Source organism: Bacillus sp. B4EP4a, from assembly GCF_006680105.1.
Lineage (GTDB): Bacteria > Bacillota > Bacilli > Bacillales > DSM-1321 > Peribacillus > Peribacillus simplex_E.
Map to the genome: position 1 here is coordinate 1 of NZ_VHIK01000069.1, position 15,641 is coordinate 15,641.

16 protein-coding genes are annotated in these 15,641 nt (G+C 44.3%); 14 read left to right on the forward strand and 2 right to left on the reverse strand.

All coding sequences use genetic code 11. The features are described 5' to 3' along the window. Positions 1–40: 40 nt before the first annotated feature. Positions 41–178, reverse strand: coding sequence for a hypothetical protein (locus tag FNK51_RS26820; protein WP_181762346.1), 138 nt, complete (start codon positions 176–178; stop codon positions 41–43). A gap of 222 nt (positions 179–400) precedes the next feature. On the opposite strand from FNK51_RS26820, the gene FNK51_RS25305 reads away from it, so the two are divergent. The 14 genes from FNK51_RS25305 (at position 401) to FNK51_RS25375 (ending at position 15,033) form a co-directional block, all read left to right on the forward strand. Next, complete coding sequence (locus FNK51_RS25305; RefSeq protein ID WP_141995120.1) at positions 401–1,507, forward strand: M20 family metallopeptidase; 1,107 nt, start codon at positions 401–403, stop codon at positions 1,505–1,507. A gap of 111 nt (positions 1,508–1,618) precedes the next feature. Continuing rightward, entirely contained in the window at positions 1,619–2,380 is a 762-nt protein-coding gene (locus FNK51_RS25310) for a tRNA threonylcarbamoyladenosine dehydratase (RefSeq protein WP_034308767.1), read from the forward strand. 187 nt (positions 2,381–2,567) lie between these two features. Then, a complete protein-coding gene (locus FNK51_RS25315) occupies positions 2,568–3,755 on the forward strand; it encodes an ABC transporter substrate-binding protein (RefSeq protein ID WP_098369667.1) in 1,188 nt (395 codons plus the stop codon). Between the two features lie 76 nt (positions 3,756–3,831). Further along, positions 3,832–4,710 carry a branched-chain amino acid ABC transporter permease gene (locus FNK51_RS25320; protein WP_098369668.1) on the forward strand — a complete coding sequence of 293 codons (879 nt, stop codon included), beginning with the start codon at positions 3,832–3,834 and terminating at the stop codon, positions 4,708–4,710. Positions 4,711–4,723: 13 nt separating this feature from the next. Continuing rightward, entirely contained in the window at positions 4,724–5,695 is a 972-nt protein-coding gene (locus FNK51_RS25325) for a branched-chain amino acid ABC transporter permease (RefSeq protein ID WP_098369669.1), read from the forward strand. Further along, positions 5,670–6,449 (forward strand): ABC transporter ATP-binding protein, encoded by a 780-nt coding sequence (locus tag FNK51_RS25330; protein WP_098369670.1) that lies wholly within the window; start codon positions 5,670–5,672, stop codon positions 6,447–6,449. The genes FNK51_RS25325 and FNK51_RS25330 overlap by 26 nt, the downstream gene beginning before the upstream one ends. After that, entirely contained in the window at positions 6,449–7,156 is a 708-nt protein-coding gene (locus FNK51_RS25335; RefSeq protein ID WP_098369671.1) for an ABC transporter ATP-binding protein, read from the forward strand. The genes FNK51_RS25330 and FNK51_RS25335 overlap by 1 nt, the downstream gene beginning before the upstream one ends. A 47-nt stretch (positions 7,157–7,203) precedes the next feature. Beyond that, positions 7,204–7,383 carry a hypothetical protein gene (locus tag FNK51_RS25340; RefSeq protein WP_141995114.1) on the forward strand — a complete coding sequence of 60 codons (180 nt, stop codon included), beginning with the start codon at positions 7,204–7,206 and terminating at the stop codon, positions 7,381–7,383. Between the two features lie 518 nt (positions 7,384–7,901). Further along, positions 7,902–9,080, forward strand: a complete 1,179-nt coding sequence (locus FNK51_RS25345; RefSeq protein WP_076365040.1) for an ABC transporter substrate-binding protein — start codon at positions 7,902–7,904, stop codon at positions 9,078–9,080. A gap of 163 nt (positions 9,081–9,243) precedes the next feature. Further along, positions 9,244–10,122, forward strand: coding sequence for a branched-chain amino acid ABC transporter permease (locus FNK51_RS25350; protein WP_141995115.1), 879 nt, complete (start codon positions 9,244–9,246; stop codon positions 10,120–10,122). Positions 10,123–10,135: 13 nt separating this feature from the next. Then, the gene (locus tag FNK51_RS25355; RefSeq protein ID WP_141995116.1) at positions 10,136–11,101 is read left to right on the forward strand and encodes a branched-chain amino acid ABC transporter permease; all 966 of its coding nucleotides are present in this window, start codon (positions 10,136–10,138) and stop codon (positions 11,099–11,101) included. Beyond that, entirely contained in the window at positions 11,073–11,855 is a 783-nt protein-coding gene (locus FNK51_RS25360; protein WP_098369675.1) for an ABC transporter ATP-binding protein, read from the forward strand. Before FNK51_RS25355 ends, FNK51_RS25360 begins: the two co-directional genes overlap by 29 nt. Further along, entirely contained in the window at positions 11,855–12,562 is a 708-nt protein-coding gene (locus FNK51_RS25365) for an ABC transporter ATP-binding protein (RefSeq protein WP_098369676.1), read from the forward strand. The genes FNK51_RS25360 and FNK51_RS25365 overlap by 1 nt, the downstream gene beginning before the upstream one ends. 587 nt (positions 12,563–13,149) lie before the next feature. Then, positions 13,150–15,033, forward strand: coding sequence for a S8 family serine peptidase (locus FNK51_RS25375; protein WP_141995118.1), 1,884 nt, complete (start codon positions 13,150–13,152; stop codon positions 15,031–15,033). Positions 15,034–15,239: 206 nt separating this feature from the next. Here the strand turns inward: FNK51_RS25375 and FNK51_RS25385 are convergent. Further along, positions 15,240–15,641: RNA-guided endonuclease TnpB family protein (locus tag FNK51_RS25385; protein ID WP_141995119.1), on the reverse strand; the 402-nt coding region annotated here is incomplete at its 5' end.

The window sequence follows — 15,641 nt, forward strand, 5'->3', positions numbered from 1 at the left end:
TGTCGCGAACTCACGAGTAAAGCGCAAATTCACGAGTAAACTACGTAAATTCACGAGTAAATGACGCAAACTCACGAGTAAACTGCGTAAACTCACGAGTAAATAGTGCAAATTCACGAGTAAATGTCGCGAACTCACGAGTAAAACGCAAATTCACGAGTAAACTGCGTAAACTCACGAGTAAATGGCCCAAATCTACGAGTAATCAAGCCAAACTCACGAGTAAATACCCCAAACTAACGAAAAAACCCAAAAAAACATTAATAAACTTCAAATATTCCCATTTAAGTAACATTCCGCAATATAGATTCGTAAATTATAGTAAGGTTGAGCAATAGTCAGCCAAGGATAGAAAGTAGTGAGGGCTTTGAAAGATTTATTGTATGCAAAGAGGATGGAAATGCTTCAATTAGTGGAGCGGCTAGTGAATATAGATAGTGGTTCTCATACGAAAAAGGGTATTGATGAAATTGGTTCGATTTTAAAAACGAAATTTGAAAGTCTGGATTTTATTGTGAATACCGTTGAGCAACAGAATTATGGCAATCAGCTGGTCATCCAGCATCGTGATGCGCAACAACCGCATATTCTGCTCGTCGCCCATATGGATACGGTTTTTTCGGAAGGCACAGCGCAAAAACGTCCTTTTAAAGTGAAAGGAAGTCGGGCATACGGTCCTGGTGTAGCGGATATGAAGTCCAGTTTGGTTGAGCTTTTTTATGCGATCCTTTGCTTGAAACAGACGGGGCAGACAGGCTATAAGCATATCCAAATCATTCTTAATAGTGATGAGGAGATCGGATCTCCGTCGTCCGCTTCACTCATATCGGAAAAAGCGGCCAATAAGAAGTTCGCGTTAATTCTTGAACCGGCTAGGACGGACGGTTCGCTTGTCACGGCAAGAAGGGGCTGCGGTCAGTTTAAAGTGGATATCGTCGGGGTGGCCGCCCATTCAGGAATCGAACCGGAAAAGGGACGAAGTGCAATTGAAGAATTGGCCCATAAGATCATCGCCTTACACCAATTGAATGATCAACAGAAAGGAATCAGCGTCAATGTCGGCATGATTGAAGGAGGTTCCGCTGTCAATATGATCGCTTCCCATGCAGCTGCTTTTGTGGATGTGCGGATTTCGGAAAAAAGGCAGGAAGGCATCATCCTCAAGCAACTGAAAAAAATCTGTGCTGAAACCTATATTTCAGGAACGATAACGACATTAAGCGGGAAAATGGACCGGTCCCCCATGGAAAAAAATGAGAAAACGAACTTGCTTTTAGAGACAATCCGTCAGGCTGGGAAGGAAATTGGCATCGAAATCACGGATACGGCCACGGGTGGAGGTTCGGATGCTTCCATCACTTCTGATTTGGGAATCGCGACAGTGGATGGACTCGGGCCAATTGGAGGCAATGCACATAGTGAAGAGGAGTATATGGAAATTCCAAGCCTGACGGAAAGAACCCTTCTATTGGCAACCGTCATTCAAAAATTATCAAAAATGACCTAGTGCACCAATTCCGATTAGACTGCTCATATTTCGCTTGTCATTAATGATGTTTATGATATATTGTTAATTGGAAAGCTAAATAAGAACAGAATTTATTGGAGTTGAATATATATGCTGCATCAGTTTTCACGAAATGAATTGGCAATTGGCAAGGAAGGAATCGATATTCTGAAAAACACGACCGTTGCTGTCCTGGGGGTAGGAGGCGTTGGTTCATTTTCAGCCGAAGCATTGGCACGTTCCGGGGTAGGCCGTATTATTCTTGTGGATAAAGACGATGTCGACATCACAAATGTAAACAGGCAGATCCATGCTCTATTATCAACAGTCGGTCAACCGAAAGCGGAATTGATGAAAAATCGCATTCAAGACATCAATCCCGACTGCGAAGTGATCGCTCTTAAAATGTTCTATACAGAAGAGACGTTTGAAGAATTCTTCAGTTATGGCCTGGACTATGTCATTGATGCATCGGATACGGTCATTTATAAGATCCATGTGATGAAGGAATGCCTGAAACGGAATATCAAGGTGATTTCAAGCATGGGGGCCGCTAATAAGATGGACCCGACGCGTTTTCAAATTGCCGATATCTCCAAAACGCATACCGATCCGCTTGCCAAGGTCATTCGTACTAGATTGCGTAAAGAGGGCATAACAAAGGGAATTCCCGTTGTTTTCTCCGACGAGAGCCCTATTGTCATTCGTGAGGATGTCCGAAAAGAAGTCGGCAATGATGAGGCAAAAATCCGTAAAGCCCAAATGCCTCCGTCTTCGAATGCTTTCGTTCCATCCGTTGCGGGTTTAATTGCAGCAAGCTGGGTGATCAATGATATATTGAAAGACATTGAAGTTCGCCGTGTAAACGATTGATAAAAATCAACTGACTCTATAAAGGGTCAGTTTTTTTGTGTCGAATAGTAGATATTCCCTTTTAATAACTTTTTTATCCATATCATATAGACGGGGTCGAAAGAATGAGATACACTATTTTCAGAATATTATTTTTATTCAGATATTCTATTTGTTTAAAAGAACACACAAAACAAGGGGGTTTCAAATGAAGAAGAAAAAGCTAGCAGGAGTGTTTCTATCACTTTCATTAGTTGCAGGGGCGCTGGCAGGTTGTAGCGGCGACTCGAAAACTAGCAGTTCAGGCGGGGGTTCATCAAAATCGGGTGACACAATTAAAATTGGGGCCAACCTTGAATTGTCGGGAGGTACGGCATCATTCGGCCAATCGGCTGCAGATGGTTTGAAACTGGCCATCGATGAGATTAATAAAAAGGGCATCAACGGTAAAAAACTGGAAATCGTTAAGGTTGATAATAAATCAGATGCAGCAGAAGCTACAAGCGGTTCGATCAAGTTAGTCAGCCAGGACAAGGTTGTGGCTGTAGTCGGATCTGCGACAAGCACGAATACATTGGCACAGGTTCAAGTCGCACAGGATAATAAAGTTCCTCTACTCACACCAACTGCAACAAATCCCGACATTACCAACAAAGCTGGAAAATTAAATGATTATGTGTTCAGAACTTGCTTTATCGATCCATTCCAAGGTACGGTGGCAGCCAATTTCGCATCTGACGAAATAGGGGCAAAGACGGCTGCGATCTATGTGGATAGCGCAAGTGATTATTCTAAAGGACTGGCCGCAGCTTTTAAAGAAGCGTTCACTGCAAAAGGCGGTAAAATCGTGGCGGAAGAAGCTTATGTAACGAAAGATACTGATTTCCGCTCTACATTGACACGTATCAAATCCGCAAAACCGGAGTTCGTTTTCCTTCCTGGTTATTATGAAGAAGTCGGATTGATCTTAAAACAGGCACGTGAAGACGGCATAGACCTTCCATTCATGGGCGGGGACGGCTGGGATTCCCCGAAGGTCGTTGAAATTGCCGGAGCGGAAGCTTTAAAAAATACTTATATCACGAATCACTATTCCCCGGAAGATGAAGATGCTAAAATCCAGGATTTCGTTGCAGCCTTCGAAAAGGAATACGATAAAACACCGGATGCCTTTGCCGCACTTGGCTATGACACTGGGTACTACCTGGCCGATGCCATCAAGAGATCTGGAGATGCTTCTCCCGAAAAAATCAGACAAGCATTGGAAGATGTTAAAGATCTTCAATTAGTTTCCGGAACACTGAACCTTGATGAAAATCATGATCCGATCAAATCGGCGACCATCTTGGAATATGTAGATGGCAAACAAACGTTCAAGACAAAAATCAATCCATAATACCTTATGTGGATAGGGGGCAAGTTCCCCCTATTCTATATTCACTTAAAAAACACCTTAACGGGGAGAGTGCAATATGGAACTGATTCAGCAATTGGTAAATGGCATTTCACTCGGAAGCATTTATGCTTTGATCGCGCTTGGTTATACGATGGTATATGGAATCGTCAAGCTCATCAACTTCGCCCATGGCGACGTATTCATGGTCGGTTCATTTGTAGGGTTTTACGCCATTACCGTAATGGACTTATCCTTCATCCCGGCTTTATTGATTTCGATGGTCACATGTGCCATCTTTGGCGTTTTAATCGAACGCATTGCTTATAAACCCCTTCGTAATGCAACACGGATTGCAGCCTTGATAACGGCCATCGGTGTTTCCCTTCTGATAGAAAATGGGCTGATTTACATCCGGGGCGCCCAGCCGGAAGCCTATCCAAATAATGTCCTTCCGATGGATAAACTCGATATATTGGGAGTTTCCATCAGCAGTCAATCGATATTGATCTTATCTGTTTCCATCATATTAATGATCATCCTACAATTTGTTGTCCATAAAACCAAAATCGGCAAAGCGATGCGTGCCGTTTCATTCGATTCCGAAGCTGCAAAGCTGATGGGAATCAATGTGAATAATACGATTTCAGCTACGTTCGCCATAGGTTCGGCCCTTGCAGGGGCGGCTGGTGTCATTTTTGGAATCTACTATATTAAAATCGAACCGTTGATGGGTGTCCTTCCTGGCCTTAAAGCATTTGTTGCAGCCGTCTTGGGCGGCATCGGCATCATTCCGGGCGCGATGGTCGGCGGTCTGCTGCTTGGAGTGATCGAAGCTTTGGTCAGTGCAGCCGGTTACTCATTATGGCGCGATGGTGTGGCTTTCGTCGTACTTATCTTGATTTTGATTTTCTTGCCGCAGGGACTGTTCGGTAAAAATAAAAGAGAAAAAGTATAGGGGAGACATGGCGATGACTACTTTAAAGAATTCAAAGGGTTTTTGGCTCTCGATCGTGCTCGCACTTATTTTTTTCGGAATCATGCAGTACACCATTTCAAACGGTATCCTTAATCCATTTTATATCAACACGCTCATGTTCATCGGCATCAATATCATGCTGGCGACGAGCCTTCATTTAATCATTGGAATAACCGGGCAGTTCTCGATCGGACATGCAGGTTTTTTAGCGGTTGGGGCCTATGCTTCCGCAGTCATGACAATGAAGCTGGAACTTCCTTTCATCATAGCTATATTGGCTGGGGGCGTCATCGCCGCTGTTGCGGGTATGGTGATCGGAATACCGAGCTTGCGTCTGAAGGGGGATTACTTGGCGATAGCTACCCTTGGATTCGGGGAGATTGTCCGGATCGTCCTTTTGAATATTGACTATGTAGGCGGGGCAAGCGGGATGCAGGTATCCCACCTGACCACTTGGCCATGGGTTTTTGCCTGTGTCATGATCACCGTCTTAGTCATCAGGAATTTCACCAATTCGACTCACGGGCGTGCATGCATATCCGTAAGGGAAGATGAAACGGCAGCTGATGCGATGGGAATCAATACGACCTATTATAAAGTGGCGGCTTTCGTCATCGGAGCTTTTTTTGCCGGAATTGCCGGATCGCTTTATGCCCATAATTTTTATATTATCCAGCCATCGAATTTCGGTTTCCTGAAATCCTTCGATATACTGATTTTCGTCGTACTTGGCGGTCTTGGAAGTCTTTCAGGCTCGGTTTTGGCCGCAATTCTACTGACGATCGTGACGACATTCCTTCAGGATTATCCGGAAACGAGGATGATCATCTACAGTCTTGTCCTGATCCTGATGATGATTTTCCGCCCGCAGGGTTTAATGGGAACAAGAGAAATCACATCATTGTTCAAACATAAAAAAACGAAAGGGGGCAAAAAGGATGGAAGCCACAATACCGTTGCTTAAAGTAGATTCGGTGGGTATCCGTTTTGGCGGATTGAAAGCGGTGTCCGATGTGAACGTCGAATTATTTCCAGGGGAACTAGTAGGCTTGATCGGGCCGAATGGAGCTGGGAAAACGACCTTCTTCAATTTATTGACGGGTGTGTATGTCCCTACAGAAGGAACGATTGCCTTGAACGGGGAAAATCTAAATAAGCAGCCGCCATATAAAATTACCCGAAAAGGGATTTCGAGGACCTTTCAAAATATTCGCCTCTTCAGTGAGTTATCCGTGATCGATAACGTGAAGGTTGCTTACCACTCGCTTTCCAAGCATGGAATTGCAAGCTCCATATTCCGGGTGCCGGGACATTTTTCCGGAGAAAAGGAAATGAATGAAAAGGCGCTGGAATTCTTGAGGATATTCAACCTTGATCATTTTAAGGATGAAAAAGCGAAGAATCTTCCATACGGACAGCAAAGGCGGCTGGAAATTGCCCGTGCTCTTGCCGCCAATCCGAAACTTCTTTTACTGGATGAACCTGCAGCCGGGATGAACCCGCATGAAACGAAAGAATTGATGAACCTCATTGCTTTTATCCGGAGGGAATTCAATCTTACCGTTTTGCTCATCGAACATGATATGTCATTGGTCATGGGGGTATGCGAACGGATTTATGTCCTTGATCATGGACAGCTTATCGCTCACGGAAAGCCGGAAGAAATCCGCAACGATCCAAAGGTTATCGAGGCATATTTAGGGGAGGAGGTTTCCTGATGCTGAAAATAGAGGACATCAATGTTTATTATGGCAATATCCAAGCGTTAAAAGGGGTTTCCATGGAGATAAACGAGGGGGAAATCGTGACTTTGATCGGGGCGAACGGAGCGGGAAAAAGCACTTTGCTTAAAACGATTTCCGGTCTGTTAAAACCAAAGCAAGGAAAAGTTCTGTTCGAAGGCGATCCGATCGGGGGAAAAGCTGCACAGTCCATCGTGAAAATGGGCATATCCCATGTACCTGAAGGCCGCCGTGTCTTTGCTAACATGACGGTTGCCGAAAACCTGGAGCTTGGGGCCTATTTGCGGAAAGACAAAGAGAACATTAATAAAGACATGAAAAAGGTCTATGAGTTATTTCCGAGACTGCTGGAGAGAATTAAACAGCAGGCTGGCACGCTTTCAGGCGGTGAACAGCAGATGCTTGCAATGGGGCGGGCTTTGATGGCGAAACCACGTTTATTATTGCTCGATGAACCTTCGATGGGCCTTGCACCGCTTCTGGTGAAGCAAATATTCAACATCATCCAGGAAATCAGTGAGTCCGGCACAACGATCCTTTTGGTCGAGCAAAACGCCAACCTTGCTTTATCCATTGCAGATCGGGCTTATGTCGTTGAAACGGGCCGAATCGTCCTCTCGGGCAATGCCGATGAACTCACTTCAAGTGAAGAAATAAAAATGGCCTATTTAGGAGGCCATTGAACCGCCGTTTGGCAGTTTGAGTTTGTAGTCAAAAGGAGTTGTTTGGAATGGGTGTGCGAGACTCCTGCGGGAAAAGCGCGTCCAAGGGAGACACCGCAGGAGCAAAGTCTGCTGAGGGCGGGACCGCCCGCGGAAAGCGAGTGCCCTACGTTCCAATCAACGTTAAATCAAATATTATCAGGTTTGTCTACAGTCAAGAACCGCCATTTGGCGGTTTTTTTGATTGATGATCGGGATATGCATAATATACAGGGAGATAAAAGCAGGGGATATTCATGCACGATTTTATACATCCAGTATAGTATTATTCAATTTTGATATAGGAATTAAGACTAAAAAACAATGAAAAAAATGGGTTTAATTCCCTATCAATATACTTGTATTTTGGAAAAAATGTAAGTAATAGGATGAAAAAAATAAGAGAATGAATAAAATTTTTTGAGCAATTAATAAAGATTTTACAATATCAATATAATTAAATTATCAGTTTTTTCTGATTATATCGCCTATTTTCACAATATTTAAAATATATAAAGATAAAAATGATATAGCACTCTCTGTGAAAAATATCCTATTTAGCGAAATCTTCTCACAATTATTGTATAGACGGAATGAAAATTATGCGGTAAACTATTTTTCGAAATATTAATTTAATTTGAAATATTTCATCTAATCAATTTTTTCTGAGGCATCTTGAATAAATATTCATGCATCAGAGCTTGATTACAAAATGGGGGGATTATTTATGAAAAAGAAAAAGTTAGCAGGTGCATTCCTTTCTCTAACACTTGCTGCAGGAGTGCTGGCTGGTTGTTCCGGCTCTGGTTCATCAGAAAAATCAAGCGGGGATGGAGATACGATCAAGATCGGTGTCAACCTTGAATTATCTGGCGGCGTAGCTTCATATGGACAATCGATTGCAGAAGGCCTGGAGCTTGCGACTGCAGAAATCAATAAAGAAGGCATTGACGGTAAAAAAATCAAACTTATAAAAGTCGATAATAAATCTGAAGCATCTGAAGCGACAAGCGGAGCGATCAAGCTGACATCACAAGATCAGGTTGCAGCGATCGTTGGTGCAGCGACAAGCACGAACTCAATTGCACAAGTGCAGATTGCCCAAGATAATAAAGTGCCGGTCATCTCACCATCTGGTACAAGCCCTGAAATCACTTTCAGCAAGGATAAATTGAACGATTACATTTTCCGGACAAGCTTCATCGATCCGTTCCAAGGGACAGTAGCTGCGAATTTCGCCACTAAAGAAATCAAAGCGAAAAGTGCAGCCATCTATATTGACAGCGCAAGTGATTATTCAAAAGGGTTAGCCGCAGCCTTTAAAGAACAATTCGAAAAAAATGGCGGAAAGATCGTTGCTGAGGAAGCTTACATTGCGAAGGATACTGATTTCCGTTCCACATTGACTCGTTTGAAATCGGCAAAACCTGATTTCATTTTCCTTCCTGGTTACTATGAGGAAGCTGGTCTGATCGTGAAGCAGGCACGCGAAACTGGACTTGACGTTCCATTCATGGGCGGCGACGGCTGGGATTCTCCTAAGCTAGTTGAAATTGCCGGTGCAAAAGCTCTAAATAACACATTCATCACGAACCATTATTCTTCAGGTGACCCTGATGAGAAAATTCAGAATTTTGTGTCAGCATTCAAAGCGAAGTACAAAGATAAATCCCCGGATGCATTTAACGCTCTAGGATATGACACAGGATACTTCCTTGCAGACGCGATTAAACGTGCTGGTTCAGCGGATTCAGAAAAAATCAAAGAAGCGCTGGAAAAAACGGCGGACCTTGAGCTTGTAACGGGTACATTCACATTGGATGAAAAACATAATCCAATCAAATCTGCTACCATCCTTGAATTTAAAGAGGGAAAACAAGTATTCAACACAAAAATCAATCCTTAATTTCGGAGAAAAACTCCAACCTTTTCGCCGGCCCTTCGTCAATAAGAAGGTGCTGGCGAATTCTCATTTTCAAAGCATACCAGGTCGCTGAACTTCCCCATTGCGGAATGAAAAGAGTCTGGACTAATCACTCATAAAATTAGATTTTCAAGGAGAGTCGAACATGGAATTGATACAACAGTTAATAAACGGGATTTCACTAGGAAGTATTTATGCCCTTATCGCTCTCGGATATACGATGGTTTACGGGATTGTTAAATTGATAAACTTCGCACATGGCGATGTATTCATGGTCGGCTCATTCGTTGGGTTTTACTCGATAACGGTTCTGGATCTGTCATTCATTCCCGCCCTATTAATCTCGATGACGGTCTGTGCGCTGTTTGGGGTTTTGATCGAGCGTATCGCGTACAAGCCATTGCGTAACGCAACACGTATTGCTGCACTTATCACTGCCATCGGTGTTTCCCTTTTGATCGAATACGGATTCATCTACGTCCGCGGTGCACAGCCGGAAGCTTATCCGAATGATGTATTGCCGACAGACAAGTTCAATATTTTTGGAGTTTCCATCAATAGTCAATCGGTTTTGATTTTTGGAGTGGCCGTAGTTCTAATGATCATCCTTCAAATCATCGTTCATAAATCAAAAATAGGAAAAGCGATGCGTGCCGTTTCCTTCGACGCGGATGCAGCTAAGCTGATGGGAATAAATGTCGATAATACGATTTCTGCCACCTTTGCAATCGGTTCCGCATTGGCTGGGGCAGCAGGTGTCATTTTCGGTATTTACTATATTAAGATCGAGCCGCTCATGGGTGTGCTTCCGGGATTGAAGGCATTCGTTGCCGCCGTACTTGGAGGGATCGGGATTATACCTGGCGCTATGGTCGGTGGCCTATTGCTAGGTGTCATCGAAGCTTTGGTCAGTGCCGCCGGTTACTCATTATGGCGTGATGCTGTAGCCTTCGTCGTACTGATTCTTATCTTGATTTTCATGCCACAAGGCTTATTCGGTAAAAACAAAAAAGAAAAAGTATAGGGGAGACAAAGCAATGACTACAATTAAGCGAGCAAAAGGTTTTTGGCTCTCGATTTCACTATCATTGATCTTTTTCGCCGTAGTTCAAGTGTTAATCGGCGGCGGATCGCTAAATCCTTTTTATCAAAATACGCTCATGTTCATCGGGATCAATATCATTCTGGCAGCGAGCCTTCACTTGATCATCGGGATAACCGGGCAGTTCTCCATCGGACATGCCGGATTCCTGGCAGTCGGTGCCTATGCTTCGGCCGTTATGACGATGAAGCTGGAAATGCCATTTTATGCGGCATTGATAGTCGGAGGTTTGGCGTCAGCGTTGGCCGGATTGATCATCGGAATTCCAAGCTTACGCTTAAAAGGTGACTACCTGGCGATTGCGACCCTCGGTTTTGGGGAAATCGTCCGGATCATGCTTTTGAATATCGATTATGTCGGCGGGGCGAGCGGCATGCAGGTTTCCCATTTGACCACTTGGCCGTGGGTATTCGCTTCCGTCCTCGTTACGATCATCGTCATCCGGAACTTTACTAGCTCGACCCATGGCAGGGCCTGCATATCGATCCGCGAGGACGAGACGGCTGCCGATTCGATGGGAATCAACACGACGTATTACAAAGTTGTCGCGTTTGCAATCGGTGCTTTTTTTGCCGGTATTGCTGGAGGGCTTTACGCTCATAACTTCTATATCATCCAGCCATCGAACTTCGGATTCTTGAAATCATTCGATATTTTGATCCTAGTGGTACTTGGCGGTCTTGGAAGTCTTTCCGGTGCCGTATTGGCCGCGATATTACTGACGGTAGTCACGACTTTCCTGCAGGATTATCCGGAAACTCGAATGATCATCTACAGCCTTGTGCTTATCGTGATGATGCTCTATCGTCCACAAGGTTTAATGGGGACAAAAGAAATAACATCCATGTTCAAACGTAAAGGAGGAAGCAGCCATGAAAAAAATAAAAACACCGCTGCTTAAAGTCGATTCAGTCGGCATCCAGTTCGGAGGGCTTAAAGCCGTTTCTGATGTTAACGTCGAGTTATATCCAGGAGAATTAATTGGCTTGATCGGGCCGAACGGCGCTGGAAAAACAACTTTCTTTAATTTGCTGACAGGAGTTTACGTCCCGACAGAGGGCACCATTTCTTTGGAAGGTGAGAACTTAAGAAAACTGCCTCCATATAAAATCACACAAAAAGGGATCAGCCGGACATTCCAGAACATTCGCTTATTCAGTGAACTATCCGTGATCGATAATGTTAAAGTGGCCTATCATTCGCTTTCGAAGCATGGCATTTTAAGTTCAATCTTCCGCATGCCGATCCATTTTAAAGGCGAAAAAGAAATGGATGAAAAGGCGATTGAGTTCCTGAAGATCTTCAACCTTGATCAATATAAGGATGAAAAGGCGAAGAACCTGCCATATGGTAAACAAAGACGTTTAGAAATCGCCCGTGCACTTGCAGCCAACCCGAAACTGCTTTTACTGGATGAACCGGCTGCGGGGATGAATCCCCAGGAAACGCATGAACTCATGAACCTGATTGCCCTTATCCGTAAGAAGTTTGATTTGACCGTATTATTGATAGAACATGATATGCCGCTCGTCATGGGTGTTTGCGAACGCATATACGTACTCGATCACGGACAACTGATCGCTCAAGGAAAGCCAGAGGAAATCCGTAACAATCCAAAAGTCATCGAGGCCTATCTGGGCGAGGAGGTTTCATAATGTTAAAAATCGAGGACATCAACGTCTATTACGGAAACATTCAAGCCTTGAAAGGAATCTCGCTTTCTATTAACGAAGGCGAAATCGTGACCCTTATCGGGGCGAATGGAGCCGGGAAAAGCACGATGCTGAAAAGCATTTCCGGCCTATTAAAACCAAAACAAGGGAAGATCATCTACGAAGGGCAATCCATCGGCGGAAAGGCAGTACAATCCATCGTGAAAATGGGCATATCCCATGTCCCTGAAGGCCGGCGTGTCTTTGCTAACATGACGGTTGAAGAAAACCTTCAGCTTGGTGCTTATTTACGCAAAGATAAGGCAGGAATCAAGCAGGATATGGAGAAAGTCTATGAATTATTCCCGCGTTTGCTAGAGCGCCTGAAACAGCAATCCGGAACCCTTTCCGGCGGGGAACAGCAAATGCTCGCAATGGGCAGGGCACTCATGGCCAAGCCCCGGCTTCTGTTATTGGACGAGCCATCGATGGGACTCGCGCCATTATTGGTGAAGCAAATCTTTAACATCATCGAAGAAATCAACAAAACAGGTACAACGATCCTGCTGGTCGAACAAAATGCCAACTTAGCACTATCCATCGCGGACAGAGCCTATGTTGTCGAAACCGGCCGAATTGTCCTATCAGGCAAATCAGAGGAACTGACCGCAAGCGAAGAAATCAAGAATGCCTATTTAGGTGGACATTAAACCGCTTTATAGCGGTTACAGACTGCAGGCAAACTCGAGGAAAAGCGAGTTTGCCTGCAGTTTTTTTGAGGGATTGTTGATTTCCACTCCAGGCACTCGCTTTCCGCGGGCGGTCCGGGAGCCTCCTTGCCGCTTCGCGTCTGCGGGGTCTCCCCTGGACTCGCTTTTCCCGCAGGAGTCTCGTACCTTCCACTCCAATCAACTTTGTTTTAATAGTAAGATAGAACTCCTTTTGCCTACAGTCTTTTTGAGGGATTGTTGATTTCCACTCCAGGCACTCGCTTTCCGCGGGCGGTCCGGGAGCCTTCTCGCCACTTCACGTCTGCGTGGTCTCTCTTGGACGCGCTTTTCCCGCAGGAGTCTCGCACCTTCCGTTCATATAAAATTTAGGCAGAACCTAATTTTGCCGACAAACTGAAACCGCTTTATAGCGGTTTTTTGTTTTTTAAATAAGCTATTTTAACTAGATAAAAAGGTTAGTAAATCCAAATCAGACGGTATACAATCTAGTTAGGAATAATAGTAGAATTGGTTCATGATATAACCTCATCGATAGCTATTCTTAATCATATTTTTGGAGTGATTGTATGCACAAACTTATTCAGGCTTTACTGCCGGTATTATTACTGTTTATGATTCTGCCAATCTACCAGCCAGATGCTGCATCTGCAGAAGAGACCCCGCAATCTGATGGTGTCATCGTCAAATATAAAGAGACGAACGATGAGCCGATCAACGAGTTGATAGAAAAGGTGGAGGTTCCTAAAGGGGAAACGACCGACAACGTGATCGAGGAACTTGAAGAACAGAAGAATGTGGAATATGCAGAACCAAACTATCTTTTTAAGAAGATGGAAAGTCCGAACGATCCAGCTTACATAGACCAATGGCATCATAAAAGGCTTGGTACGAGTGCAGCGTGGACAAAAACTATGGGCTCGAAGGAATTGATCGTGGCCATCATTGACGACGGCATCGATCGCAACCACGAAGATTTAAAAGGGAAGATCGTCAATGCCTATGATACGATACGCAATCGAAAGCATATCGTACCAAAAGGGGCGCATGGAACGCATATCGCAGGCATCATTGCCGGTTCTGCGAACAACGGTATAGGCGGAACGGGTGTTGCCCCGAATGTTAAACTAATGCCGATCAATGTCTTTGATGGTGAGTATGCCGATACTGCCGATATCATTGAAGCGATACATTATGCCGTTCAGCAAAAGGCAAACATCATCAATATGAGTTTAGGAGACACCAGTTATTCGGAGGCCTTGAATAAGGCTGTCCAGGAAGCCTATAAAAAAGGCGTACTGATTGTCGCGGCTGCCGGGAATGAAGGGGATATGGGGAAAAATGTACAGCGTGTGTACCCAGCCGCATTCAGCCACGTCATATCCGTTGCTGCCACTGACTCAAGGGACAGGCGTCCCAGTTATTCCAACTACCATTCAACAGTCGATATCGCGGCCCCTGGAGATGATATCCTTTCAACCTTGCCATATGGTAGATACGGCTGGATGAGCGGAACATCGATGGCCACGCCGATGGTGGCAGGTGTAGCGGCATTGATTTGGTCCAATGAGCCCAAACTCAACAAAACGGAGGTCGAATACCGCCTCTACGATTCAGCCGTGGACCTAGGTGCAAAAGGGAAAGACATATACTATGGAAACGGGCGGGTCAATGCCAAAAAAGCACTCGAGATGAAGACACTGACCAAACCGGCCGTGACCGCGATATCCGATAAGGACACCAAGATCAATGGGAAAATCCCGACTGATTTTAAAACGGGGACCGTCTCCATTTATACCGCTAAAAAGCAACTCGCCACAGTGAAAATCAACGGCGAAAAAACGTTTACGGCGACTATTGCAAAACAAACAGCCGGAACGACCATCTATACTAGGCTAATCGATAAATCGGGAAATAAAAGTATCCCTGTTTCATTCAAAGTGGCAGATAAAACGGCTCCTGCAAGACCGTCCGTAAATACGGTAGGTGACAATACCGTCAAAGTAACCGGCAAAGCGGAAACGGGCTCTTCCGTCACTGTCAAAAACGGCAGTACGGTTCTAGGTAAAGCAAATTCCAACAGCGCAGGGAATTTCACCGTAACGATGTCAAAAAAACAAAAAGCCGGAAAAGTCCTATCCGTAACAGCAACCGATAAAGCAGGAAATGTTAGCTCGATCAAAACCGTAACCGTCGCAGACAAAACAGCACCAAGTAAACCGACGGTCAACACAGTAACGACAAAAACGACAAAAGTAACAGGCAAAGCAGAAGCCAACTCCACGGTATCCATCAAAGCATCAAGAAAAGTGATCGGCTCTGCCACTGCAACGTCCAAAGGCACATTCTCGGTTAAAATCCCTAAGCAAAAAGCCGGGCAGAACCTTTATACCTATGCCAAGGACAAAGCGAAAAACGTTAGCGAATCAAGAAAAGTAACAGTTAAAAAGTAATAAAAAACAAGACCAGCTCCCAATACTCAAATTGGGGGCTGTTCTTGTCAATCTCTATTTCCATACATCAATTCCGTGCTTCGGCTGTAGAGTTCAATGATAATGCCGAAAGGATCTTCACATTGAACTACCCATCACTTATCGACCTTACAGTCTGATTGAAGTGGGGGGTTCCTAAGAACATTAGCCTATCAGCCAATTTTTAATTAGGCTATCCCCGTCGTTCCTACGGTTAGAAGCCTTATGGCTTCATTCATAAGATTGAGTCCTGCGTTAATATCTCGATCGTGGTGAGTAGAACAAGAAGGACAATCCCATTCACGAAGATTCAGATGTTTAACGTCTTTATTTTGGTACCCGCAGCTAGAACACAATTGGCTAGAAGCAAACGTTTTAGATACGGTCACGATTTGTTTACCATACCATTTTGACTTGTATTCCAACATTTGTTTGAATTGGTGCCAAGATACTTCACTAATCGCTTTAGCTAGTTTGTGATCTTTCATCATATTGGACACTTGTAAGTCTTCCATTCCAATAACATCGTGGTTTTTGATGATTTCGGTAGAAACTTTATGTAAGTAATCCATTCGGGCATTTGAAATTTT

Coding starts and splice junctions, on each gene's coding strand:
- FNK51_RS25305 (WP_141995120.1), top strand. CDS start 401: ATGCTTCAATTAGTGGAGCGGCTAGTGAATATAGATAGTGGTTCTCAT.
- FNK51_RS25310 (WP_034308767.1), top strand. CDS start 1,619: ATGCTGCATCAGTTTTCACGAAATGAATTGGCAATTGGCAAGGAAGGA.
- FNK51_RS25315 (WP_098369667.1), top strand. CDS start 2,568: ATGAAGAAGAAAAAGCTAGCAGGAGTGTTTCTATCACTTTCATTAGTT.
- FNK51_RS25320 (WP_098369668.1), top strand. CDS start 3,832: ATGGAACTGATTCAGCAATTGGTAAATGGCATTTCACTCGGAAGCATT.
- FNK51_RS25325 (WP_098369669.1), top strand. CDS start 4,724: ATGACTACTTTAAAGAATTCAAAGGGTTTTTGGCTCTCGATCGTGCTC.
- FNK51_RS25330 (WP_098369670.1), top strand. CDS start 5,670: ATGGAAGCCACAATACCGTTGCTTAAAGTAGATTCGGTGGGTATCCGT.
- FNK51_RS25335 (WP_098369671.1), top strand. CDS start 6,449: ATGCTGAAAATAGAGGACATCAATGTTTATTATGGCAATATCCAAGCG.
- FNK51_RS25340 (WP_141995114.1), top strand. CDS start 7,204: ATGGGTGTGCGAGACTCCTGCGGGAAAAGCGCGTCCAAGGGAGACACC.
- FNK51_RS25345 (WP_076365040.1), top strand. CDS start 7,902: ATGAAAAAGAAAAAGTTAGCAGGTGCATTCCTTTCTCTAACACTTGCT.
- FNK51_RS25350 (WP_141995115.1), top strand. CDS start 9,244: ATGGAATTGATACAACAGTTAATAAACGGGATTTCACTAGGAAGTATT.
- FNK51_RS25355 (WP_141995116.1), top strand. CDS start 10,136: ATGACTACAATTAAGCGAGCAAAAGGTTTTTGGCTCTCGATTTCACTA.
- FNK51_RS25360 (WP_098369675.1), top strand. CDS start 11,073: ATGAAAAAAATAAAAACACCGCTGCTTAAAGTCGATTCAGTCGGCATC.
- FNK51_RS25365 (WP_098369676.1), top strand. CDS start 11,855: ATGTTAAAAATCGAGGACATCAACGTCTATTACGGAAACATTCAAGCC.
- FNK51_RS25375 (WP_141995118.1), top strand. CDS start 13,150: ATGCACAAACTTATTCAGGCTTTACTGCCGGTATTATTACTGTTTATG.